Annotated in this window: 19 protein-coding genes; 8 read left to right on the plus strand and 11 right to left on the minus strand. The window is 71.1% G+C overall.

Annotated features, from left to right (window positions below):
* Window positions 1-27: 27 nt before the first annotated feature.
* Entirely contained in the window at window positions 28-2,346 is a 2,319-nt protein-coding gene (locus ACIQH8_RS07270; RefSeq protein ID WP_400996544.1) for an immune inhibitor A domain-containing protein, read from the plus strand.
* A gap of 118 nt (window positions 2,347-2,464) precedes the next feature.
* The gene (locus ACIQH8_RS07275; protein ID WP_400996546.1) at window positions 2,465-3,508 is read left to right on the plus strand and encodes a DUF389 domain-containing protein; all 1,044 of its coding nucleotides are present in this window, start codon (window positions 2,465-2,467) and stop codon (window positions 3,506-3,508) included.
* A 6-nt stretch (window positions 3,509-3,514) separates the two neighbouring features.
* Here the strand turns inward: ACIQH8_RS07275 and ACIQH8_RS07280 are convergent, their stop codons facing one another.
* From ACIQH8_RS07280 to ACIQH8_RS07315, 8 genes are all read right to left on the minus strand, one after another.
* On the minus strand, window positions 3,515-3,709 hold the full coding sequence (locus tag ACIQH8_RS07280) for a hypothetical protein (RefSeq protein WP_400996548.1): 195 nt from the start codon (window positions 3,707-3,709) through the stop codon (window positions 3,515-3,517).
* Between the two features lie 130 nt (window positions 3,710-3,839).
* Window positions 3,840-5,309, minus strand: a complete 1,470-nt coding sequence (locus ACIQH8_RS07285) for a sulfatase (RefSeq protein ID WP_400996550.1) — start codon at window positions 5,307-5,309, stop codon at window positions 3,840-3,842.
* Window positions 5,306-6,868, minus strand: a complete 1,563-nt coding sequence (locus ACIQH8_RS07290; protein ID WP_400996552.1) for a sulfatase-like hydrolase/transferase — start codon at window positions 6,866-6,868, stop codon at window positions 5,306-5,308. The genes ACIQH8_RS07285 and ACIQH8_RS07290 overlap by 4 nt, the downstream gene beginning before the upstream one ends.
* A 7-nt stretch (window positions 6,869-6,875) precedes the next feature.
* Complete coding sequence (locus tag ACIQH8_RS07295) at window positions 6,876-7,898, minus strand: aliphatic sulfonate ABC transporter substrate-binding protein (protein ID WP_400996554.1); 1,023 nt, start codon at window positions 7,896-7,898, stop codon at window positions 6,876-6,878.
* 69 nt (window positions 7,899-7,967) lie between these two features.
* The gene (locus tag ACIQH8_RS07300; RefSeq protein ID WP_400996556.1) at window positions 7,968-8,786 is read right to left on the minus strand and encodes an ABC transporter ATP-binding protein; all 819 of its coding nucleotides are present in this window, start codon (window positions 8,784-8,786) and stop codon (window positions 7,968-7,970) included.
* Window positions 8,783-9,655: an ABC transporter permease gene (locus tag ACIQH8_RS07305; RefSeq protein ID WP_400996559.1), complete on the minus strand. Its 873-nt coding sequence runs from the start codon at window positions 9,653-9,655 to the stop codon at window positions 8,783-8,785. Before ACIQH8_RS07305 ends, ACIQH8_RS07300 begins: the two co-directional genes overlap by 4 nt.
* A gap of 52 nt (window positions 9,656-9,707) precedes the next feature.
* Window positions 9,708-10,940, minus strand: coding sequence for an ROK family transcriptional regulator (locus ACIQH8_RS07310; protein WP_400996561.1), 1,233 nt, complete (start codon window positions 10,938-10,940; stop codon window positions 9,708-9,710).
* Window positions 10,941-11,109: 169 nt separating this feature from the next.
* Complete coding sequence (locus ACIQH8_RS07315) at window positions 11,110-14,673, minus strand: family 43 glycosylhydrolase (RefSeq protein ID WP_400996563.1); 3,564 nt, start codon at window positions 14,671-14,673, stop codon at window positions 11,110-11,112.
* Window positions 14,674-14,958: 285 nt separating this feature from the next.
* On the opposite strand from ACIQH8_RS07315, the gene ACIQH8_RS07320 reads away from it, so the two are divergent.
* On the plus strand, window positions 14,959-15,870 hold the full coding sequence (locus ACIQH8_RS07320; protein WP_400996565.1) for a GNAT family N-acetyltransferase: 912 nt from the start codon (window positions 14,959-14,961) through the stop codon (window positions 15,868-15,870).
* Between the two features lie 32 nt (window positions 15,871-15,902).
* Window positions 15,903-17,066 (plus strand): amidohydrolase family protein, encoded by a 1,164-nt coding sequence (locus ACIQH8_RS07325; RefSeq protein ID WP_400996568.1) that lies wholly within the window; start codon window positions 15,903-15,905, stop codon window positions 17,064-17,066.
* 15 nt (window positions 17,067-17,081) lie between these two features.
* Here ACIQH8_RS07325 and ACIQH8_RS07330 read toward each other — a convergent pair whose 3' ends face one another.
* Window positions 17,082-18,287, minus strand: coding sequence for a hypothetical protein (locus ACIQH8_RS07330; RefSeq protein ID WP_400996570.1), 1,206 nt, complete (start codon window positions 18,285-18,287; stop codon window positions 17,082-17,084).
* A 161-nt stretch (window positions 18,288-18,448) separates the two neighbouring features.
* Here ACIQH8_RS07330 and ACIQH8_RS07335 point away from each other — a divergent pair, with 161 nt between their 5' ends.
* Window positions 18,449-19,387 (plus strand): DUF1214 domain-containing protein, encoded by a 939-nt coding sequence (locus ACIQH8_RS07335; RefSeq protein WP_400996573.1) that lies wholly within the window; start codon window positions 18,449-18,451, stop codon window positions 19,385-19,387.
* A 52-nt stretch (window positions 19,388-19,439) separates the two neighbouring features.
* Here the strand turns inward: ACIQH8_RS07335 and ACIQH8_RS07340 are convergent, their stop codons facing one another.
* Both ACIQH8_RS07340 and ACIQH8_RS07345 read right to left on the minus strand, forming a co-directional pair.
* The gene (locus ACIQH8_RS07340) at window positions 19,440-19,784 is read right to left on the minus strand and encodes a cupin domain-containing protein (RefSeq protein WP_400996575.1); all 345 of its coding nucleotides are present in this window, start codon (window positions 19,782-19,784) and stop codon (window positions 19,440-19,442) included.
* A gap of 99 nt (window positions 19,785-19,883) precedes the next feature.
* The gene (locus ACIQH8_RS07345; protein WP_400997886.1) at window positions 19,884-21,224 is read right to left on the minus strand and encodes an NAD(P)/FAD-dependent oxidoreductase; all 1,341 of its coding nucleotides are present in this window, start codon (window positions 21,222-21,224) and stop codon (window positions 19,884-19,886) included.
* A 180-nt stretch (window positions 21,225-21,404) separates the two neighbouring features.
* On the opposite strand from ACIQH8_RS07345, the gene ACIQH8_RS07350 reads away from it, so the two are divergent.
* The 3 genes from ACIQH8_RS07350 (at window position 21,405) to ACIQH8_RS07360 (ending at window position 22,767) form a co-directional block, all read left to right on the plus strand.
* Window positions 21,405-22,004, plus strand: coding sequence for a TetR family transcriptional regulator (locus tag ACIQH8_RS07350; RefSeq protein WP_400996577.1), 600 nt, complete (start codon window positions 21,405-21,407; stop codon window positions 22,002-22,004).
* Window positions 22,005-22,146: 142 nt separating this feature from the next.
* A complete protein-coding gene (locus ACIQH8_RS07355; protein ID WP_400996579.1) occupies window positions 22,147-22,563 on the plus strand; it encodes a CBS domain-containing protein in 417 nt (138 codons plus the stop codon).
* 33 nt (window positions 22,564-22,596) lie between these two features.
* Window positions 22,597-22,767: a hypothetical protein gene (locus ACIQH8_RS07360; protein WP_400996581.1), complete on the plus strand. Its 171-nt coding sequence runs from the start codon at window positions 22,597-22,599 to the stop codon at window positions 22,765-22,767.
* Window positions 22,768-22,770: the final 3 nt, after the last annotated feature.

A 22,770-nucleotide genomic window follows, 5' to 3' on the forward strand; every position in this document is an offset into this window, starting at 1 on the left:
CGGGCGAATTCCCTGTAAGGAGCGCACGTGAAGCAACGCACGCGCGGATGGCTCGCTGTGACCGCAGCGAGCGCGACGATGGTCGCCGGAGCCGCCTTCGGACCGGCCGCGATCGCCGCACCCGCGAACGATTCCCCCACCGATTCGACGGCGGCCGCCGAAGCCCGACCCGACAACCGCCCCGGCCCGCTGACGCAGCGACAGGACGAGCGCCGGAAGGCCGCGCAGGAGCTCATCCTGTCGGGCCAGGCCTCGCCCGGCGAGGACGGCGTCGTCGAGGTCGCGGACGACAAGTACTACGAGGCCGCCGTCAGCGGCAGCGGCCGCCTGTTCACGATCCTCGCCGAGTTCGGCGACCAGGGCAGCGGCAAGCTCGGCACGACGCCCGGACCGCTGCACAACGAGATCGCCGAGCCCGACCGCACGGTGAACAACAGCACGCACTGGCGCGAGGACTTCGACAGCGCCTACTACGACGACCTGTTCTTCGGTCCCGAGGACTCGATGGCCGACTTCTACGCGAAGCAGTCCTCGGGCAACTACACCGTCGAGGGTGAGGTGAGCGACTGGGTGCAGGTGCCCGGCAACGCCTCGACCTACGGCGACAACAGCGTCGAGGACTACGGCGGCGCCTGGCAGTTCATCGCCGACTCGGCCGACGCGTGGTACGCGTCGCGCGTCGCGGAGGGCGCGACACCCGACGAGATCCGCGCCGAGCTCGCGAGCTTCGACGTCTGGGACCGCTACGACTTCGACAGCGACGGGAACTTCGACGAGCCCGACGGCTACCTCGACCACTTCCAGGCCGTGCACGCCGGCGAGGGCGAGGACGCCGGCGGCGGCGCCCAGGGCGAGGACGCGATCTGGTCGCACCGCTGGTACGTCAATTCGACCGACTTCGGCCAGACCGGTCCGATGGTCGGCGACACGCAGGTGAAGTTCGGCGGCACCGAGATCGGCGACTCCGGCATCTGGATCGGCGACTACACGGTCGAGCCCGAGAACGGCGGCCTCGGCGTGTTCGCGCACGAGTACGCGCACGACCTCGGCCTGCCCGACTTCTACGACACCGCGGGCGGCGAGAACTCGACGTCGTTCTGGACCCTCATGTCCAGCGGCTCGTGGCTCGGCGACGGCGGCGAGGACATCGGCACCACGCCGAACTACATGGGCCCGTGGGAGAAGCTCCAGCTCGGCTGGCTCGACTACGCGGTCGTGAGCGAGGGCACCGGCGACGCCGGCGAGTTCACGCTCAGCCCGGCCGCTCGCCAGGTCGCCGACCAGGAGCAGGCGCTCGTCATCGACGTCGCCGACGCCGGCATCGAGAGCACCTACACGTCGCCGAACTCGGGCGAGTACGCGTGGTGGACCGGCAGCGCCGACGACCTGAACACGACGCTGACCCGCACGCTCGACCTCAGCGGCGTGCGCTCGGCGACCGTCACGGCCAAGGCCTGGTACGACATCGAGGCCGGCTACGACTACCTGTACGCCGAGTACTCGACCGACGGCGGCCAGAACTGGACGCAGGTCGGCAAGCCGCTCGACGGTTCCTCGAACGGCCGGTGGTCGAACCTTCGGTACAGCGTTCCCGGCGGCGACGCGAACACGCAGTTCCGGTTCCGCTACCAGACCGACGGCGGCGTGCACTACGCCGGCGCGTTCCTCGACGACCTCGTCATCAAGAGCGGCGGCACCACGCTGCTCACCGACGACGTCGAGTCGGGCGACAACGGCTGGGTGGCAGCGGGCGGCGGCTTCAAGCGGAGCACCGGCACCGAGACGAGCGAGGGCGACCGCTACTACCTCGTCGAGAACCGCACCTACGTCGACTACGACGCGACGCTCGAGCACGGCCCCTACCAGTTCGACAGGGCGTACACCGCGCCCGACCACGTCGAGCACTTCCCGTTCCAGGACGGCATGCTCGTGTGGGCGATCGACGAGGCGTACAGCGACAACAACACCATCGAGCACCAGGGTCACGGCCTCGCGCTCCCGGTGGACGCCAACCCCGCGAAGTTCACCTGGGAGGACGGCTCGGCGCCGAGCAACCGCCGCCAGCCGTTCGACGCCACCTTCGGCCTGCAGACGATCGACGCGGTCTCCCTGCACAAGGAGGTCCTCGTCGGCAAGGGCAAGAGCCAGGCGGTGGACTACATCGCCGCGGTCGGCTCGACGGGTGAGACGCAGCAGACGGCGACGTTCAGCGACGCCGACGTGAACGCGTTCTTCCACTCGTCGAACCCGCTCGGCGGCGTGATCGTCGCGGGCGCCGGGGTCGAGGTCACGGTGACCGACCAGACCACGGGCGGCACGATGACGGTCCACGTCGTCAACCCGTGAGCTGAGGCATCCCGAATCCGGCACGGATGACACGGCGGGCCCGTCCCCTTCGGGGGCGGGCCCGTCGTAGTCTCTGCTCAGCACCGGGCACCGCCCGGATCGAGCCGAGGAGCCATCCATGTCGCAGCCATCGCCGGCTGAGCCCGAGCCGATCTACCCGCCGCCGCCGTCCGACGCGCTGAACCGCATCGAGGACATGCGCGAGTCCGTGTTCTTCGACGGGCCGCGGCGCACGCGGAAGATCCAGCGGTTCTGGATCCTGCTCTCGCTCTCGTCGGTCATCGCGGCCGCCGGCGTCGTCGGCGACTCGACCGCGACCGTCATCGGCGCGATGATCGTCGCCCCGATGATGCTGCCGATCCAGGGCACCATGCTCGCGACCGTGCTCGGCGACCGACGCAACCTCACGCTGTCGCTACTCCTGATGATCGGCGGCGCGGCCGCAGCGATCGCCATCGGCTACGGCGTCGGCCTCCTGGCCCCGTCGCCGATCACCGAGCAGACCAACTCGCAGGTCGCGGCCCGCGCGACCCCGGGCCTCATCGACCTGCTCGCCGCGCTCGCGACCGGTGCGGTCGGCTCGATCGCCCTCGTCCGCAAGGACATCTCCGACACCCTGCCGGGCGTCGCGATCGCGATCTCGCTCGTGCCGCCGCTCGTCGTCGTCGGCATCGCGGCCGAATCGGGCGACTGGGGCAGCTCGATCGGCTCGCTCATCCTGTTCATCGCGAACGTCGCGGCGATCCTCGGCACCGGTGTCGTGATAATGGCGATCTACCGCGTGCAGCGCTGGGGTCGGATCGGCACGGTGACACCACCCCCCGGCGTGAAGGCCGTCAACCGCCGGCGATCGAACATCGCGATCGCCGGCATGCTGGTCCTCGTCGCGATCCCGCTCGGGCTCTCGACGTTCGTGACCACCGCGCTCAACACGCAGGAATCGAACATCACGCAGGCGGCCGAGGCGTGGGCCCTGACGAACGACCTCGACGTCATCTCGGTCGACTACGTCTCCGCCCTGTCGTACCTGGTGCGCATCACGGGCGGCGACGAGGCACCGGATGTCTCGGACCTCACCGATCGCCTCACCGCGGCGGGCATCGATCCGACGAGCGTCGAGGTCGAGTGGATCCCGTCGGTGCGGGTGAACGCCGGCGACTGAGGGCCGTCAGTGCGCGCCGCGCACCTGACCGAGGTGGAGGCGCGCACGCAACCCCGCGCCGCCACGCACGCGGGCCGCCCGCTCGGCGCGGGCGGCCTCGCGCCGGGTGGCGACGATGCTGCGGCGTTCGGCGTGGAGCTCGGCGGTGCGCTGGTCGTGCGCGGTCATCTGCTGTGCGAGGAAGCCGTGTGCGAGGTCCATGATCCCGATCCCTTCGTGGTCTGCGGTGGACGACCACCTGCACAGAGCCTCCTCGCTGAGGTGGGACCGGCGTATCGGAAGGGTGTCGTATCTTCGGCCGCGGCACCGGCTCGGACTCGCCTGAGGTACCTCAGACGTTCGCTCGGTCGCCGCGCTGCTGCGCCTCCGGCAGCCCGACAGGGCGCGGCTGGCTCGGGTGCGGGGCGTCGCCGAGGCGCGCCTGCTCGATCCACATCGCGCGTTCGAGGTCGGCCCGGATCTCCGCGTATGCGGGGTCGTGCGCGACGTTCCGCAGCTCCTCGGGGTCGGCTTCGAGGTCGTAGAGCTCCCACTCGGGCGGGTAGGTGAAGGGCCCCGTGCCGGGCAGGCCGAGCCCGTCGTTGTAGTAGTAGATGAGCTTGTACCGGTGCGTTCGGTAGCCGTAGTGCGCGGGCGCGTGGTGGAACACGTCGTCGTGCTCCCAGTACCGGTAGTACATGCCCTCAGCGGGCGGCGAGACCGGCGAGCCGAGCAGGTCGCCCCAGAACGAGCGGCCCTGCATGCGCTCGTGCGGCGCGACGCCCGCGGCATCCAGCACCGTCTGCGCGAAGTCGACATTCGTCACGATGCCCTCGAACACCCGGCCGCCCTCCAGGGCCCGCGGGCAGCTCAGCACGAGCGGCATGCGCAGCGACTCCTCGTACATGAAACGCTTGTCGAACCATCCGTGCTCGCCGAGGAAGAAGCCCTGATCGGATGCGTACATGAGCAGCGTGTCGTCGAACTCGCCGCGCTCGCGCAGCCGGTCGATCACGCGGCCCACGTTGTCGTCGACGGATGCCACGCAGGCGAGGTAGTCCTCCATGAACCGCTGGTACTTCCAGAGCGCGAGGTCCTCGTACGACAGACCCTCGGGGGGCGCGACCTTGAGGTCCTCCTCGTTCAGGTTCTCGGCCAGGCGCATGAGCGCCCGCCGGGTCGACGACGACCGCGTGTCGTAGTCGTCCCAGAAGGTGGACGGCACGGGCACCCGACCCCGGAACCGCTCGAGGTCCTCGGGCTTGGGCTCCCACGGCCGGTGCGGCGCCTTGTGGTAGATCAGGACGCACCACGGGTCGTCGCCCTCGAGCGAGTCGAGCCAGTCGAACGCGAGGTCGGTGATGCGATCGGTCGCGTAGCCCGCGACGATGCGCTCCCCCTCGGCCGACAGGAACAGCGGATCCCAGTACTCGCCCTGGCCGTCGTGGCCGATCAGGATGTCCCAGTAGTCGAAGCCCTCGGGCGTGGAGCCCTCGTGTTCGCCCATGTGCCACTTGCCGACCATCGCGGTGCGGTAGCCCGCGGCCTTCAGTTGCGACACGAACGTCGGCTGGCTCGCGTCGATCGGGGTCACGAGGGTCGACACGCCGTTCACGTGGCTGTACGTGCCCGTGAGGATCGACGCGCGGCTCGGCGAGCACAGCGCGTTCGTCGCGAAGCAATGGTCGAAGCGCCATCCGCTCGATGCGATCTCGTCGATGCGCGGCGTCGCATTCAGCACCGACCCGTACGCGCCGATCGCCTGCGACCCATGGTCGTCGGTGAGGATCATGACGATGTTCGGTCGACGCTGCTCCGTCATGCGGACCGCCGCTCGCTACGGGCCGGTGCGACGGGCGTGACGGATGCCGCGGCATCCGCTCGTTCGCCGGCCTGGTAGGTCGTCTCGTCGAGCCCGCTCTGCGTCGGGTCGTAGTCGACCTCGCCGACCTCGTACATGGTGGTCATCCAGTGGTAGAAGTTGTCGCCGCGGTCACGGAGGAGCCCGTAGAGACGCTGCATCATGGTGTCCCGGACGCCCCTCATCTCGGGATGCCCGTAGACGTTCTGCAGCTCGTCGGGGTCGCGCTCGAGGTCGTAGAGCTCGTTGACCGAATCCGGGTTCACGACCAGCTTGTAGCGGTCGTTGCGGAGCATCCGCTGCGGGTACGGGAAGTGGTGGCCGTGGAACTCGCACACGATGTCGTCGGCCCACTCGGGCTGCTCGCCCGCGACGAGCGGCACGAGGCTGCGCGAATCGACCGCCGGCGACGGGTCGATCCCCGCGAGCTCGAGGATCGTCGCGGTGCAGTCGAGCAGGCTCACGAACTCGGTCCGGACCTGGCCGGCCGGGCCGCCCGGGATGCGGAGCAGTCCGGGCGTGCGGTAGATGTCCTCGTACATCGCCGGGCCCTTGTCGTGCAGCCGGTGCGCGCCCGTGAACTCGCCGTGATCGCACGTGAAGAACACGGCCGTGTCGTCGACCAGGCCGAGCCGCTCGAGCGCGGCCATGACGCGTCCGATCTGCTCGTCGATGAGCGCGACGTAGCCCCAGTAGACCGCGATGAGCTTGCGCGTCACCTCGATCGGCATGGTGTCGAAGGTCCAGTGCGCGCTGTAGTTGCGCTGCACCGGCGGCTTGCCCTCGAACGTCTCGGCGATCGACTTCGGCAGCTCGATGTCGGCCGGGTCGAACAGGTCGAAGTACTCGTTCGGCACGATGTACGGCAGGTGCGGGCCGAAGAAGTTCAGCTCGAGGAAGAACGGCGTGCCGTCGCGCTCGCCGTCGGCGGCGTACCGCTCGAGCAGCTCGATCGTGCGCGTCGCGAGGTAGTACTCGAACGTCGCCTCCACCGGCTGGTGGAGCCGGGCAGCCAGCAGGTTGCCCGGCCCACCGTTCGGCAGGGTGCCGCGGATGCGGTCGCTGATCGCATACGGCGGCAGGTCGTGCTCCGCCAGGTAGCCGAGGTAGTCCTCGTTCTCCACGGGGTTGTGCCATCCGGGAAGGTCGGGGCCGTCGAACCCGAAGTCCGCGGCGTTCTTCTCGGTGCCGGCGTGCCACTTGCCGACGAGTCCCGTGTTGTAGCCCGCCTCGCGAAGCGCCTCGACGAACGTGAAGCTGCCCTCGGCGAGGTCCTCCAGGTAGCCGACGTTGCGCTCGTGGTTCGCGAGCACACGGTGGCGGAAGGGGGCCTGGCCGGTCAGCAGGCTCGCGCGAGCCGGCGTGCAGATCGCGGTCGGCGTGTACCAGCGGTCGAAGCGCGTGCCCGTGCGGGCCAGCTCGTCGAGCACCGGCGTCGCCGCCATCGCGTTGCCGTACGCCCCGAGCGTGTCGGCCCGGTGCTGGTCGGTCATGAGGAAGAGGATGTTGCTCGGCTTCATGGCGTGATTACTCGCCCGCCTGGAGGAACAGGTCGCCGGTGTAGAACGACGACGGCTCGGCGACCTCGGTCAGCTTGCCGGCCGCGACGAAGTAGTCCTGCATGCCGTTCAGCCACGAGTCGACGGTGCCGTCCTCGGTGAGGGTGTCGAGCTCCTCGAGCGAGAGCACCTTGTTGTTCGCGGCATCCGCGGCCACGGCTTCGGGGTCGAGCGCGTTGTACGCCGCCGTCAGCTCGACGGCCTCGTCGGGGTTCTCGTAACGGAACGTGATCGCGTCGCGCAGGGCCTTCAGCACCCGGTCGACCTTCTCGGGCTCGTTCTCGACGACGTCGTTGCCGGCCACGAACGCGGTCGGGAACGCCACGGTGTCCTCGAAGTCGGAGTTCTGCGCGATCTCGACGAGATCGGGCACCTGCTCCTTCACGGTGGCGAGGGCCGGGTACCAGAAGCCGGCGCCCTCGACCTGGCCGGATGCCAGCGCCGAGACGATCGCGGACGGCTCCATGGGCACGAGCTCGACGTCGTCCTTCGTCATGCCCGCGTCCTCGAGTGCGAGGGTCAGGATCATGTCGCCCGACGTGCCCTCGGGCACCGCGACCGTCTTGCCCCGGAGGTCCTCCATCGACTCGTTGCCGGGCTGGCCGACGACGCGGTCGGACTGGCCGAGGGTGTTCATGGCGACGATCTTGGCCTCACCGCTCGCGGGCAGCCAGAAGGCGCCCGGCCCGATGTAGCCGAAGTCGAGGTCGCCCGTGCCGAGCGCCTGGATCTGGAGGGGGCCGTTGGTGAAGGACGGCGTCTCGACGTCGAGGCCGTACTTCTCCCAGTAGCCCTGGTCCTCGGCGATCGCGAGCAGGCTCGTGCCGTTGAAGTCGGGGATGTACCCGAAGTTCACCTCGAGGACGTCGTCGTACTCGCTCTCGGCCGCGGCCGAGTCGTTCGAGCCGTCGCCCGAGGCGCATCCGGTCGCGAGGAGGGCGACGGCGGCGCCGACGGCGGCCGTGCCGAGGAGCTTCCTGGAAAATCGCATGGCTGTGCTTCCCTTCGTGGGTTGGGGGTGATTTCGGTGCTGGATTGATGGGTGGGGACAGGCTCCGCGTCAGTGCGACGCGGTTCCGGCGGCGACGCCGGGCTCCTGGTGGTACACCGCGTGCCAGACGCGGTTGCGCAGCTCCCCGAACTCGGGGCTCAGACGCACGTCCTCCGTGCGGGGGTACGGGAGGTCGACGTCGATCACGTCGTAGATCCGGCCGGGCCGGGCGGCCATCACGACGACGCGATTGGCGAGGAAGACGGCCTCGTCGACGTCGTGCGTGATGAACATCACGGTGCGCTTCTCGCGGCTCCACGTGTCGAGCAGCTGTTCCTGCAGCTTCACGCGCGTGAGGGCGTCGAGGGCGCCGAACGGCTCGTCCATGAGCAGGATCGAGGGGTTCACGGCATAGGCGCGGGCGATCGCGCAGCGCTGCTTCATGCCGCCGGAGAGCATCTTCGGGAGTGCGTCGGCGAACTGCTGGAGCCCGACCATCTCGATGAAGTGCTCGGCGCGCTCGCGGCGTTCGGACCTCGGGACGCCGTTGACCTTGAGGCCGAACTCCACGTTCTTGCGGACCGACAGCCAGGGGAAGAGCGCGTACTGCTGGAAGATCACGCCGCGCTCGGGACCCGGGCCGGACACCGACCGGCCGTCGACGAGCGCCTCGCCCGAGGTGGGCGTCTCGAGCCCGGCGAGCACGTTCATGAGCGTCGACTTGCCGCAGCCCGAGGGCCCGACGACGGTGACGAACTCGTTGTCGGCGATGTCGATCGAGACGCGGTCGAGGGCGGTGAACTCCTCGCCCTTCAGCGGGAAGGTCTTCGTGACCTCGCGGACGGAGATCTTGGCGGCGGTGGCCGTCGCCGGGTTCGTGGTGGTCATCGGCGTTCCTGCCATCCGGTCAGCTTGGTTTCGGCGAAGAGGAGCAGACGGTCCATGACGAGGCCCAGGATGCCGATCAGGACGATGCCCACGAAGATGGTCGCCAGGTCGTAGTAGATCTGCGCCTCCTGCATCCGTCGGCCGAGGCCGGCCTGCGCGGCCAGGAGCTCCGCGGCGACGAGGGTGGCCCATGCGGAGCCGAGTCCGACGCGCATGCCCACGAGGATGAACGGCGTCGAGGCCGGCACCACGACGCGGGCGAAGATCGTGCCGTCCTTCGCGCCGAGCACGCGAGCGGCGTTGATGAGCGTCTTGTCGACGCTCACGACGCCCTGGTACGTGGAGATGACGCAGGCCAGGAACGCGGCGAGGAAGATGACGACGATCTTCGGCACCTCGCCGATGCCGAGGAGCACCAGCACGAGCGGCAGCAGGGCGAGCGGCGGGATGGTGCGGAAGAACTGGATCCACGGCTCGAAGAGACCCCGGGCCACGGTGTACCAGCCCATGAGGAAGCCGACCGGGATGGCCGCCGCCGAGCCGAGCAGGAAGCCGGCGAGCACGCGGCCGAGGCTCGCGAGGATGTCCTCCTGGAGGATGCCGGCGTTCCAGAGCTGGATCGCCTTCTCGACGACCTCGGGCGGTGTCGGCAGCTGGAAGCCGTTGAGGGCGAGCGCCCACCAGATCGCGATGCCGCCGACGATCGAGATCGCGTTGAGGATCAGCAGCTTCGTGCGCGTGTTCATCCGACGACGCGTCGACCGGGCCGGCTTCTGCGGGTGGGGTCCGTCGGCGGGCAGCCGCTCCCGGTCGGCCGAGGAGCTCATCGTGTACGGCTGGATGTCGGCGCGCGACGGTGCCTCGGACATGCGGACCTCCGTCATGGCGCGACCTCCCACCGTGTGGGGATGTCGGTGGCGTTCACAGTGCGCTCCTTTGCTGCTGAACGGGTTCGGCGGATGCCGCGGGGTCGGGGTATCCGGCGAGGAGGGGGGACTGGTGGAAGATCGCGGCGATCGCGCCGAGGGCGCCGTCGCTGTCGCGAAGCTGCGCGGCCCGCACGATGTGCGGCTGGTCGGAGGGGATCGAGTAGAGCTCGTAGCGGAGGGTCGCCGCGGCCTGCTCGACGAGGACGGGCGCGATACGGACGATCTCGCCGCCGATCACGACCTCGCGCGGGTTGAGCGTCATCGCCGCGGCGCCGAGCACCCGACCGACCGACGAGCCGACCTCGCGGAGCACCGCGTCGACGGCCGGGTCGCCCTTGGCGACGGCGGCGGCGAGGTCGGCGAGCGTCTCGACGTCGGCGCCGGCCTCGCCGCAGGCCCGCAGGATCGCGGGAACCGAGGCGATGGTCTCGAGGCATCCGCGCTTGCCGCAGCGGCAGGCCGCACCCGACGGGTTCGCGGTCACGTGGCCGAGCTCGCCGGCGAATCCGCGCGACCCCGTCACGAGCCGGCCCGAGACGACGAGCCCGCCGCCCACGCCGTCGGAGAGGCGGAGGTAGATGAGGTTGTCGACCGCGTCGGGCCGGCTGATCGCCTCGGCGAGCGCGGCGAGCCTGGTGTTGTTGTCGACCACGACCGGCGCGCCGAAGCGCTCGGCGAACGCCGCATCGACGCCGTCGGGCGCGAGCTGGTTCTTCCAGCTCACCGCGGGCATACCGGCGCGAGCACCCGTGTACGGCCCGGGAACGCCGATGCCGATCGACTGGAGTGCGCCGAAGTGGACGCCGGTGTCGCGGCTGATGCGGTCGATGAGGTCGAACGCGATCTCGAGGCGCTCGGCCCAGGGCGGGTCGTCGTCGTACCGCTCGACGCCCTGGGCGATGATCTCGTGCGATGCGTCGGCGACGGCGACGTGCACGCGGCGGTGGCCGAAGTCGACGCCGAGGAACTGGCCCGAGTCGGGGTCGAGGGCGAGCCGTTCGGCGGGGCGACCGCTGCCGGCGCGAGTCGCGGCATCCGTGTCGGCGACGATGATCGCACCCCGCTGAAGGAGGTTCGCGGTGATCTCGGAGAGCGTCGTGCGGCTGAGTCCGACCCGCTTGGCGAGCTCGCCGCGGCTGAGTGCGCCGTGGGCTCGCAGGGCGGCGAGCACCCGCTCCTCGTGGGTCCGCCTCACGAGGGCGTGGACTCCGGTCGCCGTCGACATGCGTGCAAGACTCTCAACCGCGAATTTTTCCGTCAACAACCCGACAGAAAAACTTCCGATATCGGTTGAGTCCCTTGCAGAACGGGCACTCAGCCGTGCGCAGGCGTACGGGGCGCCCACCCGAAGGTGAGCGCCCCGCCCGTGTCACGTCCGGCACGCCGGCCTCGCGTCAGTCGCCCGATCGTGCGACCGTCAGCACCTCCCCCGTAGGTCCGGACTGCTCGAGCCGGACGACGCCCGGCACTGCCGCGTCGTCGATCCGCGACGGATCCGCCCAGTACCCGAAGTTCGGGTTCCGGAAGAACGTCGCCCAGACGGTGCCCTCCTCGTCCACGAACATGTTGTTGTGGCCCGCGCCGACGCCGAGCGTGCGGCGCACCGAGTACGGCCCCTCGAACGAGTCGGCCACGGCCACGATCGCGTCGTACTGGTCCTTCACGCCCGTGTTCGGCAGGTACGACCACGTCGGGTCCTCCGCGGTGCCTCCCTTCAGCGCCCACGCGGCATGCATCAGGTAGTACTTCTCCCCCACCTTCGTCACGGTCGCGCCCTCGAGGTACGGCTCGGGCGAGTACTTCCGCTGCGTGAACGTCGGCAGGTCCGTCGGCGTCTCGAGGTTCTCCATGTCGGCCGTCATCTTCGCGTACAGGTCGTTGTGCAGCACCAGGTACGTCGCATCGCCGTCATCGAAGAGCCCGCCGTCGATGTGGTAGTACCGCGGGTTGGCCGCCCGCACCGGCTCGCCGAGCGGGTGGTCGATGCTGCCCTCGATGTTCCGGTACGGCCCCTCCGGGCCGCCGTCGCTGACGAGCATGAACGATCCGGTCAGCGTCGACTGGTCGCCCATGCAGGCGACGAGGTACCACTTCCCGTCGATGTGGTGCAGCTCGGGCGCCCAGGCATTGCCCGCCTTGGTGGCCGGGTCGTCGGGATTCCTGTACGCCTGCCAGTCCGCGACGACCACCCGGTCGGCCGTGTTCTCGTCGACGAACTCGGGCGACCAGACCTTGCCCTTCGGCTGGTCGGGACGGATGCCGGTGGTGTCCGCCAGCGTCCACGGCCCGTCGAGCGCGGGCGCCGTCCAGACGTAGATGCCGTCGTTCCACGGAGCCGCCTTGTCGAGCCCCTCGGCGCGCGTCGTGCCGGTCGCGACGTACATCGTCTCGCCGTCGACCTCGAAGCGGTTCACGTACGTGTCGCGCATCCAGACGCGGCCGAGCTCCTCGTCCTGCGGGCGCAGCTCGAGGTCGAGCACCATCGAGTTCTCGTCGTCGGGCATGAGCTCGTCACGCGCGTCAGCGCTGCCGTAGCGCATCGGGACGGGCCAGCCGACCGGGAATGCCCGGTCGTCGCCGCGCATCGCGTAGGTCCGCACGTAGTCGAACTCCGCGGTCGCACCCGTGGCGTTCATCGAGATGAGGCCGATCCGGATGTCGCCTTGGACCGGGAAGGTCCAGACGCCGCCCCACTGCCAGTCCTCGCCGTCGGTGCTCGACGCCATGCGGAACTCCCACTCGCCGGCATCCTCGTCGACCTGCGCGTACAGGCGCAGCCAGGTCGTCTCGGCGGGAGCCGCTCCGAACATCGGGCCGTTCGCGACGGCGGTCGGCGTCGGCGTGGTGGGCCGCTCCGCCTCCTTGCCGAACTCGACCTGGTGCAGGAACTGCCCCGGCTTCCGGTTCAGCGGAAGGATCGAGTGCGCGAGCTTCACGTACCGGTCGTCGTGCTCGTAGAGCACGAGGCCGGCCTGCTGGTTGCCGCGCGTGCCGTCGAACGTGAGCTTCGTCTCCACGACGAAGTCGCCTTCGGGCGCGTCGCGCAGCAGCACCGATGCCGAGTTGTTGCCCGTGTGCAGCTCGGCCGCCTGGGTCGGCCACACGAGCGAGCCGCTGGTCACCGTCGGGCCGGACGCCGGCTGCCGGACCCAGCTCCACGCATCGTCGCCCTCAGTGGGCGCCCCCGCCGTCTCGAACTCGTCGGAGTACTCGGGAAGCAGTTCGCCGAGCTGCGGGTCGGCGACCCGCTCGGTCACCGGCGTGTAGAGGTCGGCGGCGCTCAGGTTGTCGGCGTCGACGGACCCCCCGGATGCCGCGATGCCGATCGGGCCCTCCGAGATCGCGTTCTTCGGCACGGTCACCTCGGTCTCGGCGAGCGGTTCGCGAAGGCCATCGCCCGACACCTCGGCCGTGACCGAGTCGCCGCGCCACTCGACGGCGACGACGTGCCAGGCGTCGTAGGCGAAGTCCGCCGGGAGCGGCGCGGTGTCGACGGTGGTACGACTGCCCTGCCGGACCTCGAGGCGCAGCTCGCCCGCCTCGCGATCGATCGCGGCCGTTGCGCCGTTCTGGCCCCGCGCGCCGACGCGGAGTGCGGCGGTGCCCGCCGTGCCGGCGGCCTCCGCTTCGCTGAACCGCAGGTCGGCCTGCACGCGCAGGTCTCCGGTCACCTCGTCGGCGGTCACGACCTCGGTCGTTCCGGAGTCCGCCGGCGTGACGCGAGCGAACTCGCCCGCGTCGGCCTCACTGCCCGACGCGACCGAACCGCCGCCGCGCACGGGCCAGTCGCCCGAGACGCCGCCGTCGAAGTCGGTGCCGAGCACCGGCGCGGTGACCGGAGCGACCTGAGCGTCGCTCGACGGTCCGGCGCCGGCCCGCACCACGGGCCATCCGTCGATCCAGTCGAGCCGGTCGATCATGAGCGGCCGCTTCGAGAGGTTGAGGTTGCCCGCCCGCGTCTGCACGGTCGGGAAGTCGGGATCGTCGGTCGGGATGGCGTGGTAGACCATCCAGTCCTGGCCGGAGAGGTCGGTCTGGATGGCGTTGTGTCCGGGCCCGGCGAAGCCGTTGCCGTTCGAGGCGAGCACGTAGCCGCCCTTGCTGCTGAGGGCCATGAGGTCCACGCCGTGGTCGTCGACGAACGGCCCGCGAGGGTTGTCGGCGCGCCCCACCTTGACGGTGTACCCGCTGAACGCGCCGTCGCAGCATCCGGCGTCGGAGTACATGAGGTAGTACCAGCCGTCGCGCTGCACGACGAAGCCGCCCTCCATCCGGCGGCCCTGCGCGATCTGGGTGACCTCGCCCGTGAGCTCGGTCGCGTCGGCGGTCAGCTCGGAGACGCAGATGACGTCGTAGCTGCCCCAGTAGAGGAAGTGCGTTCCGTCGGAGTCGGTGAAGATCGCCTGGTCGATGTTGCCCGTCGGGCAGCCGGCGACCTGCGCGCCCCCGAAGTAGCGGCCGTGATCGGTCCATGGGCCGGTCGGCGTCTCGGAGGTGAGGAGGGCCACGCCGCCGTTGGAGAGCGAGTACGTCAGGTGGTAGAGCCCGTCGATGTAGCGGATGTCGGGAGCCCACGGCCGGGTGCCGGACGCCCAGTACCCGGGCTTCGGCTCGTCCGCCGGGTAGACGTCGCCGACGTACTCCCAGTCGACCAGGTCGGCCGAGCGGAGCACCGGCAGGATGTGCTCGCCCGCCTCGCCCGAACTGTTGAAGATCGGGTTCGTGGTGCCGTAGGCGTACCAGGCGCCGTCCTTTCCGCGGATCATCGCGGGGTCGGGGAACGTGTCGACGACGCCGGCCGTGACCGGGTTCGTGTAGGTGCCGGGGTCGGCGGCGGCCGTCGCGGTGGCCGCGACCGCGGCGACCGGCGGTGCGGCGAGCGCCGGCAGGCCTCCGCCGACGAGGGCGGCCGCGGCGAGTACGGCCGCGGCGCCGAGGCTGACTGATCTCCATCGCATCAGGTGTGTGCTCCTTCTCCATCGAAGTCGCCGCGCGGGCGCGCAGCAGTGTCCGCGCACCGAGGGTGCGCGCGACCATGGGGCGTCGCCCGGCCGCCTGTCCGTCGATCGTCTCGACGCGGCACCGGGCTTCCCGTGTGTGCTTCGCGTTCATCCAACGGACCCGCGATTTTTCCGTCAAGACACCGACGGAAAGGTCGTCTGATTTCGTCCGGATCCGTCCCGCCGCCGATTCGCGAGCATGCTCGGATGCGCCGGTGCAGGTATCTGACTAAAGTCAGAGATATGGATGTCGCAGACCCCCGCCCCCATGACGCGATCGCCCGGGTCCGCAGCTTCAACCGCACCGTCACCGAGCGGATCGGCGCGCTCGACGAGGGCTACCTCGCCCGCGGTCGCCCGCTCGGCCAGTCCCGCCTGCTGTGGGAGATCGGCGCGACGGGTGGCGACGGCGCCGAACTCCGCGCGCTGCGCGAACGACTCGACCTCGACTCCGGGTACCTCAGCCGGCAGTTGCGCGCGCTCGAGGGCGACGGGCTCATCCGCGTCGAACCCTCCGCCGCCGATTCGCGCGTGCGCGTCGCGCAGCTCACCGCCGAGGGCGTCGCCGAGCGCGCCGAGCTCGACCGGTCGTCCGACGCGCTCGTCGGCGACATCCTCGACCCGCTCACGGAACGGCAACAAGAACGCCTGCTCGCCGCGATGGGCGAGGTCGAGCGGCTCATGACCGCGTCGGCCGTCGAGGTGCGCGCCGTCGATCCGTCCGACCCGGCCGCGCGCGCGAGCGTCGCCGCCTACTTCGCCGAGCTCGCGGCGCGGTTCGATGTCGGGTTCGACCCCGGGCACACGCGACCCACCCCCGACGACGAGTTCCGCGAGCCGCAGGGCACGTTCCTCGTCGCGTTCCTGCACGGCGAACCGGTCGGCTGCGTCGGCCTCAAGCTGCACGGCGACGAGCCCGCCGAGATCAAGCGACTCTGGGTCGCGGCGGGCACGCGCGGGATGGGCCTCGGTGGGCGACTGCTCCGCGAGGTCGAGGCGGCCGCGGTGCGGCTCGGCGTCCGGGTCGTGCGACTCGACACCAACCGCTCGCTCACGGAGGCGATCGCGATGTACCGGTCGCACGGCTACGACGAGATCTCCGACTTCAACGGCGAGCCCTACGCCGACTTCTGGTTCGAGAAGCGGCTGGCGTAGCCGCAGCGCCCCGATCGCGAGAGGATCGCGGCATGGGCGGGGACATCGTGCGGCAGCTGGCCGAGGCGATCGAGCGGATGCCGCTCGTCGACCACCACGCGCACAGTCTGCTGCCCGACCCGACCGACCCGGACCTGATCGACGCCCTCACCCAGGCCGAGCACGCGGCGTCGGCCCCCGCCGTGTTCGACAGCGGACAGGGGTTCGCGCTGCGCCGGCACTGCGCGCCGCTGCTCGGGCTGCCGCCCTTCGCCGGAGCGGACGAGTACCTCGCGACCCGCCGTCAGCTCGGCGCCGACGAGGTCGCCCGGCGACTCCTCCGGGCCTCCGGCATCGCCGCGTACCTCATCGACGACGGCCACCGACCCGACCTGCTCATGTCCGATGAGCGGATGGCGCGGCTCGCCGCCGCGCCGATCCATCGCGTCGCCCGGCTCGAGACCATCGCCGAGGCCGTCCTGGCGCAGAGCACGTCGGGCGGCGAGTTCGTCGAGCGGTTGGGCCCGGCGCTCGACGCGGCCGCCGTCGAGGCGGTCGCGGTCAAGACGGTCGCCGCGCACCGGTGCGGGCTCGAGCTCGATCCGGCGCGGCCGACGGACGTGGACCTCCGCTCCGCCGCCGACGCGTGGTTCGCCGTCTGGCGCGCGCACGCGGCATCCGATCGCCCCCGCCTCGTCGACCCGACCATCGTGCGCCACCTCATCTGGTGGGCGCTCGAACACGGCGCGGTGCTGCAGGTGCACGCCGGGTTCGGCGACGCCGACCTCGTGCTCGAGCGGGCGAACCCCGCCCGCATGCAGGCGCTCCTCGCGGCGACGGCCGGCACGGGCGGGCGCATCGCGTTCCTGCACTGCTACCCGTACGTGCGGGAGGCGGGCTGGCTCGCGCACGTGTTCCCCCACGTGTTCCTCGACGTCGGTCTCGCGGTCGGCTTCCTGGGCGCGAACGCCGATGCGGCCGTGCGCGAGTCGCTCGATCTCGCGCCGTTCTCGCGGGTGCTCTTCTCGACCGATGCGTGGGGCGTGCCCGAACGCGTGCTGCTCGGTGCACGGCTCTGGCGGGATGCCGCGGCGCGCGTGCTCGGCGGGTACGTCGCCGAGCACGGCTGGCCGGTCGAGGAGGCGATCCGCGTCGCCGAGGGCATCGCGTGGCGGAACGCCGAGGGGCTCTACGGGCGAGCGTTCGTCACCGACTGATCGCGTCCGCGACGCCTACGGGCCGCCCCCGCCGCCCCCGTCGAAACCGCCGCCGTCGAACCCGCCGACGTCGAACCCGCCGAGGCCGCCGCCGTCGTACCCGTCGCCGGCTGCGCCGCCGTAGATCGCGCCCCGCCCCCATCCTCGGGTCTCGCTGAAGTACGCGCCGTCCGTCCCGAGGCCGCGCTGCTCGAGCAGCGGAACGCCGAATCGTCCGTCGTCGCGCCCGCCGACGGCGATCGGCTGGGCCAGTGCAACCGAGGCGACACGGATGCCCGAGGCGAGCCCCTCCGGCGTGACCGGCTCGGGCGTCGCGTACCAGTCGGACACGGCGCCGCGCTGCGTGAGCGTCGCGGCCGCCCGCGCGACGACGTCATCCCGGCCGAGGAGCACGGCCCACGGAAGCGTCGACCGGGCGACGGACGGGTCACGGAGGTCGGCGCTCGCGATCCGTTCGCGGAGGAGGTTCGCGCGTTCCCGCAGTTCGAGTCCGCTCGCGTTGAGGGGGATCCAGCGCGGCAGCACCGCGCGAACGCCGATCGAGACCGCACCGATCGCGAGCGCAGTCCAGGCGATCGCGTCATCCGTCCCACGTCCGACGAACTGCCCGACGAAGCCGAGCACGACAGCGGTGAGCCCGGCGACGGCCGCCGTGCGGAGCCGACCGACCGGCCGCGGCTCGCGGTAGCGTGCGGCCGCGTCGAGGAACCGTCGGCGGGTGGCCCAGTTCAGGTCGCCGTTCTGCGCCACGACGCGGTCGACCGGAACGGTGGCTCCGTGCGCGATCACCGAGGCGGTGCCCGTGGCCCCGGGCCCGAAGACGGCGAGGATGAGGTCGGCCGAGACGTCGCGCGGAGCCCGCGCCCGTGTCGAGGGCAGGTCCGACGAGTAGACGAGGCGGATGCCGCGGGCCGACTCCGGAGCGTCGGCGTTCGCGTTCGCCGGGCGGCGATCCTCGATGATGATCGCGCCGTCGAGGGCGAGCTCCACGATGGCAGCCGGCAGCCATCGCGTGGCGGCGGGGCCGGACACGAAGGCGACCGGCAACAGTCCGACGATCTCCGGATCGACGAGCGCCGGGTCCGCCGCGTCGCGCGGCGGTTGGAGCCAGTCGACGATGATCGCTCCGACCGCGACCGCGGCGACGAGCGACGCGAGCAGCGCGACGATCGGGAGCACCGCGAGCCCCAGGCCACCGCCTGCCGCCGCAGCGAACTCCATCCGAACCTCCCGACTCCGGTGCGGCCATGCGCCGCTGGTTCGCACCGTACTCCCTGCCGCCGATTCGGGGCCACCCGGGGGAGGGCCGGAGGTCCCTCCGCGGCATCCGCCCCACCCCCTAGGCTGAGCCCGATCGTCCACGGACCAGGGGGAACCGAACGATGGCCGAACACGTGAACGTCGACAATTTCGCACGCGCCGAGACGAACCGGATGTTCGCGGCGCTCGCCGCGCAGGCGGGCGGAACCGGGAGGTGGGTGCACAACCGGGTTCCGACGCCACTGGAGAACCAGCCGGTCATCCGGCAGAACCGCGACACGCTCTACAGCATGGCGGTGCTCGACGTCTCGAACGGTGCGAGCGTCACGATCCCGGACGCCGGCGACCGCTACCAGTCGGTGATGGTCGTGAACCAGGACCATTACATCCCGATCGTGCTACGCGAGCCGGGCGAGCATCGACTCCACTCCGACGACCTCGGCACGCAGTGGGTCGTGGTCGTGCCCCGCCTGCTCGTCGACCCCGACGACGAGGCGGATGTCGCGGCGGTCAACGCCCTCCAGGACGCGTTCGTGCTCGACGCGCCGGAGGGCGGACCGTTCCCCATGCCCGAGTACGACGACGCCTCGTTCACCGCGACCCGCAACGCCCTGCTCGCGCTCGCGCGCGGCGTGTCGGGCTTCGCGCGGTCGTTCGGCCGGCCCGACGAGGTCGATCCGGTGCACCACCTGCTCGGCACGGCGGCCGGCTGGGGCGGCCTGCCGTCGTCGGAGGCGTTCTACGTCAACGTCGAGCCGAAGCTGCCGGTCGGCGCGTACACCCTCACCGTGCGCGACGTGCCCGTCGACGCGTTCTGGTCGATCACCGTCTACAACGCCGACGGGTACATGGAGCAGACCGACGGACTGGTCAGCGTCAACAGCGTCACCGCGGCGCGCGACGACGACGGGTCGACGACGGTGACCTTCGGCGGCCCTGATGACGGCCGCCCGAACCGCATCGGCATCATGGACGGCTGGAACTACATCGTGCGGCTGTATCGACCGCACCCGGCGGTCGTCGACGGCACGTGGAGGTTCCCGGAGTTGCGACCGGCCTGACCGCGCGGGACCGGTCGGGGCAGGGCGAGCCGGATCGAACGCCCGGGCCCCGCTACGCCTCACCGACGATGTCGACCGAGATCTCGACCGCGGGCTCCGTGCCCGTGTTCTCCAGCCAGTGGACAGTCGAATGGTCCTCGGGCCACCCCGGGCCGGGTCCGTACTCCACGGCTGCGCCGTCGCGATGGTCGGTGATCGTGCCCTCCAGGATGAACACGGTTCCGGGCCGACCGACGTGGTCGTGGAGGGGACCGAAGACGCCGCCGGGATCGATCGTCACCTTCCGCATCCGCAGCACGCGCCCGGCCATGCCCTCGATCTCGGGCCCCAGGTCGAGCGTGCCGAGCAGTTCGACGTGCACGCCGCGCGATTCGGGCACCGCCACCGGTTCGTCCACTGCCACCACTCCTGTCGGTTCGCCCGCGCACGCGGGGGAACGATTCTCCACGCGGCGGCGCGAGGCGGCCAGGGTCGAAGGTCTCGACGGCGGGTGCGGTCAGCGGCCGGCGACGAAGCCGGCGACCTTCGCGATGGGCGAGGTGGTCGCCCGCCCGCGCAGCTCGGCGCGGTCGGCCGCGTGGTATGCCGAGTAGATCGCCTGCACGGCGAGCCACCGGAGCGGCTCGACCTCCCAGCGCTTCGCGCGGTGGTTCACCCATGGCAGGCGGGTGAGCTCGGTGTCGCGGCCCAGCACGAGGTCGCGGAGCGTGCGCCCGGCGAGGTTCGTCGCGGTGACGCCCGTGCCGACGTAGCCGCCGGCCCAGCCGAGCCCGGTCGCGCGGTCGAGGCCGACGGTCGCGGCCCAGTCGCGCGGTACGCCGAGCACTCCGGCCCACGCGTGCTCGATCGCGGCATCCGCTGCGGCGGGGAAGTACCGGCGCAGCAGTTCGGTGAGGCTCTCGATCGTGCGCGGCTGGGTCGCGCCGTCGACGTCGACGCGCGAGCCGTATCGGTAGGGCACGCCGCGACCGCCGAACGCGATGCGGTCGTCGGCGGTGCGCTGGGCGTACATGTAGACGTGGGCGAAGTCGCCGAGCGTCTCGCGGCCGTTCCAGCCGATCTCGTCCCAGGCGGATGCCGCGAGCGGCTCGGTCACGATCATCGACGAATTCATGGGAAGCCAGGTGCGGTGCTCGCCGCGCAGGTTCGGCGTGAAGCCCTCGGTCGCGCGCAGCACGTGCGCCGCGCGCACGGTGCCGTGCTCGGTGCGTGCCTCGCCCGGCGCGATCTCGGTGACGCGCGTTCCCTCGTAGATCGTCACGCCGAGCCGCTCGACCGCGGCGGCGAGCCCGAGCGCGAGCTTGGCTGGGTGCACGCGGGCGCAGTGCGGATGCCACAGCCCGCCGAGCACGCCGGCCACGTTCACGCGGGCGGCGGTCTCTCGGGCGTCGAGCTCCTCGACGTCGGTCGCGGGCCACTCCCGCTCGGCCGCGGCGGCGGCGCGCAGGCGCGCGAGCTGCGCCGGCGCGGTCGCGATCTCGAGCTCGCCGCCCTTGTGGATGCCGGCGTCGATGCCCTCGGCGGCCGCGACCCGGATCACCTCGTAGACCGTGTCGTTGAGTGCGCGCTGCTGCGCGATCGCCGCGTCGCGCCCGTGCGCCGTCACGTACTGCTCGCGGCCGCCCGTGACGGAGTTGGTGAGCCATCCGCCGTTGCGCCCCGAGGCGCCGAAGCCGGCGAACCGCTGCTCGAGCACCGCGATGCGGAGGTCGGGCTGGTCGCGCTTGAGGTAGTAGGCGGTCCAGAGGCCGGTGTACCCGCCGCCGACGATCGCCACGTCGACGTCGAGGTCGCCCCGGAGCGGCGGGCGCTCGGCGGGCACGCCGACCTGCTGCATCCAGAACGAGACGCCGCCGTTCGCGACCCCGCCGTGCACGACCTCGCTGTTCGCGGCCACGCGCCCTCCATCTTTTTCAAACAGTGTTTGACAACGCCTGCAGCGACGTTAGTGTGGGGCCCGTCGCGATGTCAACGAGCGGATGTCGCGGCATCCGCCCCGGCCCGAAGGGAGCCGCCGTTGCCGGCCGAAGTCGACACCGCCGAACGCCTCGCCGAGATCGCGCGCGCCACCGTCGCCGTCGCGCAGGAGCGCGGCACGCACGCCGTCACCCTGCGTGCCGTCGCCGAGCGGCTCGGGCGCTCGACCGCGTTCATCACGCACTTCGTGCCGAGCCGCGCCGAGCTCATGGCGAACGCGCTCGAACTCGCCCGCTCGCGCTGGGACGACGAACGCCGCGCCGAGCTCGGCGCCCTCCTCGGCGTCGAGCGGCTCGCGGCGCTCACCCGCTGGATGTGTACGTCCTCCCCCGAGGAGGCCGTGTTCCGCAGCCTCTGGATCGAGGTCATCGCCGACGTGCGCGCCGGCCACGACCGCGCCTACGAACTGCTTCGAACGGTGACGGATGCCACGTACGAGTCCTTCCTCGACGGCGCCCGTGCCGCCGACCGCGACGAGGCCGCGCGCATCGCCGACATCCTCTACCTCTACTGCCGCGGGTACGAGGTGAAGTCCGTCGAAGACCCGGAGGGCTGGCCCGACGAACGGGTGCAGCACTCGCTCGAACTCCTGCTGCGCGTGCTCGTCTTCGATCGAGCGGATGCCGCGGCATCCGCCTGACGGGCCGTCACGAGCCATCGGGCCGATCGCCGACGCCATGGTGCGCGTGTGCCGCGGGATCGTCAACCCCCGTGCGGCGCCGGGTGGCCGGCGCGTAACCTGCCGGGACGATCGCGACCGCGATCGTGGAAGGGACGTTCACATGACTGTGGCACGCGACATCATGAGCCCGGACCCGACCTGCGTGAACGAGGACCAGAACCTCGTCGAAGCAGCGCGGATCATGCGCGACCTCGACGTGGGGTCCATGCCGATCTGCGGCAACGACGCGAAGCTGATGGGCATGCTCACCGACCGCGACATCGTCGTGAAGTGCCTCGCCGAGGGCGCGGACCCGGGCGCGGTGACGGCCGGAAGCCTCGCCGAGGGCAAGCCCGTCACCATCGGCGCCGACGACGACATCCGCGAGGCCCTGCAGATGATGCAGCACCATCAGATCCGACGCCTGCCCGTCATCGACGGGCACGACCTCGTCGGCATCATCGCGCAGGCCGACATCGCCCGAACGCTGCCCGAGGTGGCGACCGGGCGCACGGTCGAGGAGATCTCGACCCCCTGACCGACTCCGCACATCCAGGAAGCGAGCAGCACCATGAGCGGTTCGACCAACCCCGGCGGCACGCCTCGTGACGAGGACGACCCCTCGGTCCGCGACGAACCGAGGCCCGACGAGGAGACCCCGGGCGCACCGGAGAGCGACGAACCGATGACCGACTCCACCGACGGGGGGCTCGAGGGCGGCGACCCCGGCGTCGAGGAGTGAGCA

Origin of the sequence: Agromyces sp. GXQ0307 (genome assembly GCF_044769845.1) — a bacterium.
Lineage (GTDB): Bacteria > Actinomycetota > Actinomycetes > Actinomycetales > Microbacteriaceae > Agromyces.

What these genes read in the sequence shown, in the direction of transcription:
- ACIQH8_RS07275 (WP_400996546.1), top strand. Translation starts at nt 2,465, where the DNA reads ATGTCGCAGCCATCGCCGGCTGAGCCCGAGCCGATCTACCCGCCGCCG.
- ACIQH8_RS07280 (WP_400996548.1), bottom strand. Translation starts at nt 3,709, where the DNA reads ATGGACCTCGCACACGGCTTCCTCGCACAGCAGATGACCGCGCACGAC.
- ACIQH8_RS07285 (WP_400996550.1), bottom strand. Translation starts at nt 5,309, where the DNA reads ATGACGGAGCAGCGTCGACCGAACATCGTCATGATCCTCACCGACGAC.
- ACIQH8_RS07290 (WP_400996552.1), bottom strand. Translation starts at nt 6,868, where the DNA reads ATGAAGCCGAGCAACATCCTCTTCCTCATGACCGACCAGCACCGGGCC.
- ACIQH8_RS07295 (WP_400996554.1), bottom strand. Translation starts at nt 7,898, where the DNA reads ATGCGATTTTCCAGGAAGCTCCTCGGCACGGCCGCCGTCGGCGCCGCC.
- ACIQH8_RS07300 (WP_400996556.1), bottom strand. Translation starts at nt 8,786, where the DNA reads ATGACCACCACGAACCCGGCGACGGCCACCGCCGCCAAGATCTCCGTC.
- ACIQH8_RS07305 (WP_400996559.1), bottom strand. Translation starts at nt 9,655, where the DNA reads ATGTCCGAGGCACCGTCGCGCGCCGACATCCAGCCGTACACGATGAGC.
- ACIQH8_RS07310 (WP_400996561.1), bottom strand. Translation starts at nt 10,940, where the DNA reads ATGTCGACGGCGACCGGAGTCCACGCCCTCGTGAGGCGGACCCACGAG.
- ACIQH8_RS07315 (WP_400996563.1), bottom strand. Translation starts at nt 14,673, where the DNA reads ATGCGATGGAGATCAGTCAGCCTCGGCGCCGCGGCCGTACTCGCCGCG.
- ACIQH8_RS07320 (WP_400996565.1), top strand. Translation starts at nt 14,959, where the DNA reads ATGGATGTCGCAGACCCCCGCCCCCATGACGCGATCGCCCGGGTCCGC.
- ACIQH8_RS07325 (WP_400996568.1), top strand. Translation starts at nt 15,903, where the DNA reads ATGGGCGGGGACATCGTGCGGCAGCTGGCCGAGGCGATCGAGCGGATG.
- ACIQH8_RS07330 (WP_400996570.1), bottom strand. Translation starts at nt 18,287, where the DNA reads ATGGAGTTCGCTGCGGCGGCAGGCGGTGGCCTGGGGCTCGCGGTGCTC.
- ACIQH8_RS07335 (WP_400996573.1), top strand. Translation starts at nt 18,449, where the DNA reads ATGGCCGAACACGTGAACGTCGACAATTTCGCACGCGCCGAGACGAAC.
- ACIQH8_RS07345 (WP_400997886.1), bottom strand. Translation starts at nt 21,224, where the DNA reads ATGCAGCAGGTCGGCGTGCCCGCCGAGCGCCCGCCGCTCCGGGGCGAC.
- ACIQH8_RS07355 (WP_400996579.1), top strand. Translation starts at nt 22,147, where the DNA reads ATGACTGTGGCACGCGACATCATGAGCCCGGACCCGACCTGCGTGAAC.
- ACIQH8_RS07360 (WP_400996581.1), top strand. Translation starts at nt 22,597, where the DNA reads ATGAGCGGTTCGACCAACCCCGGCGGCACGCCTCGTGACGAGGACGAC.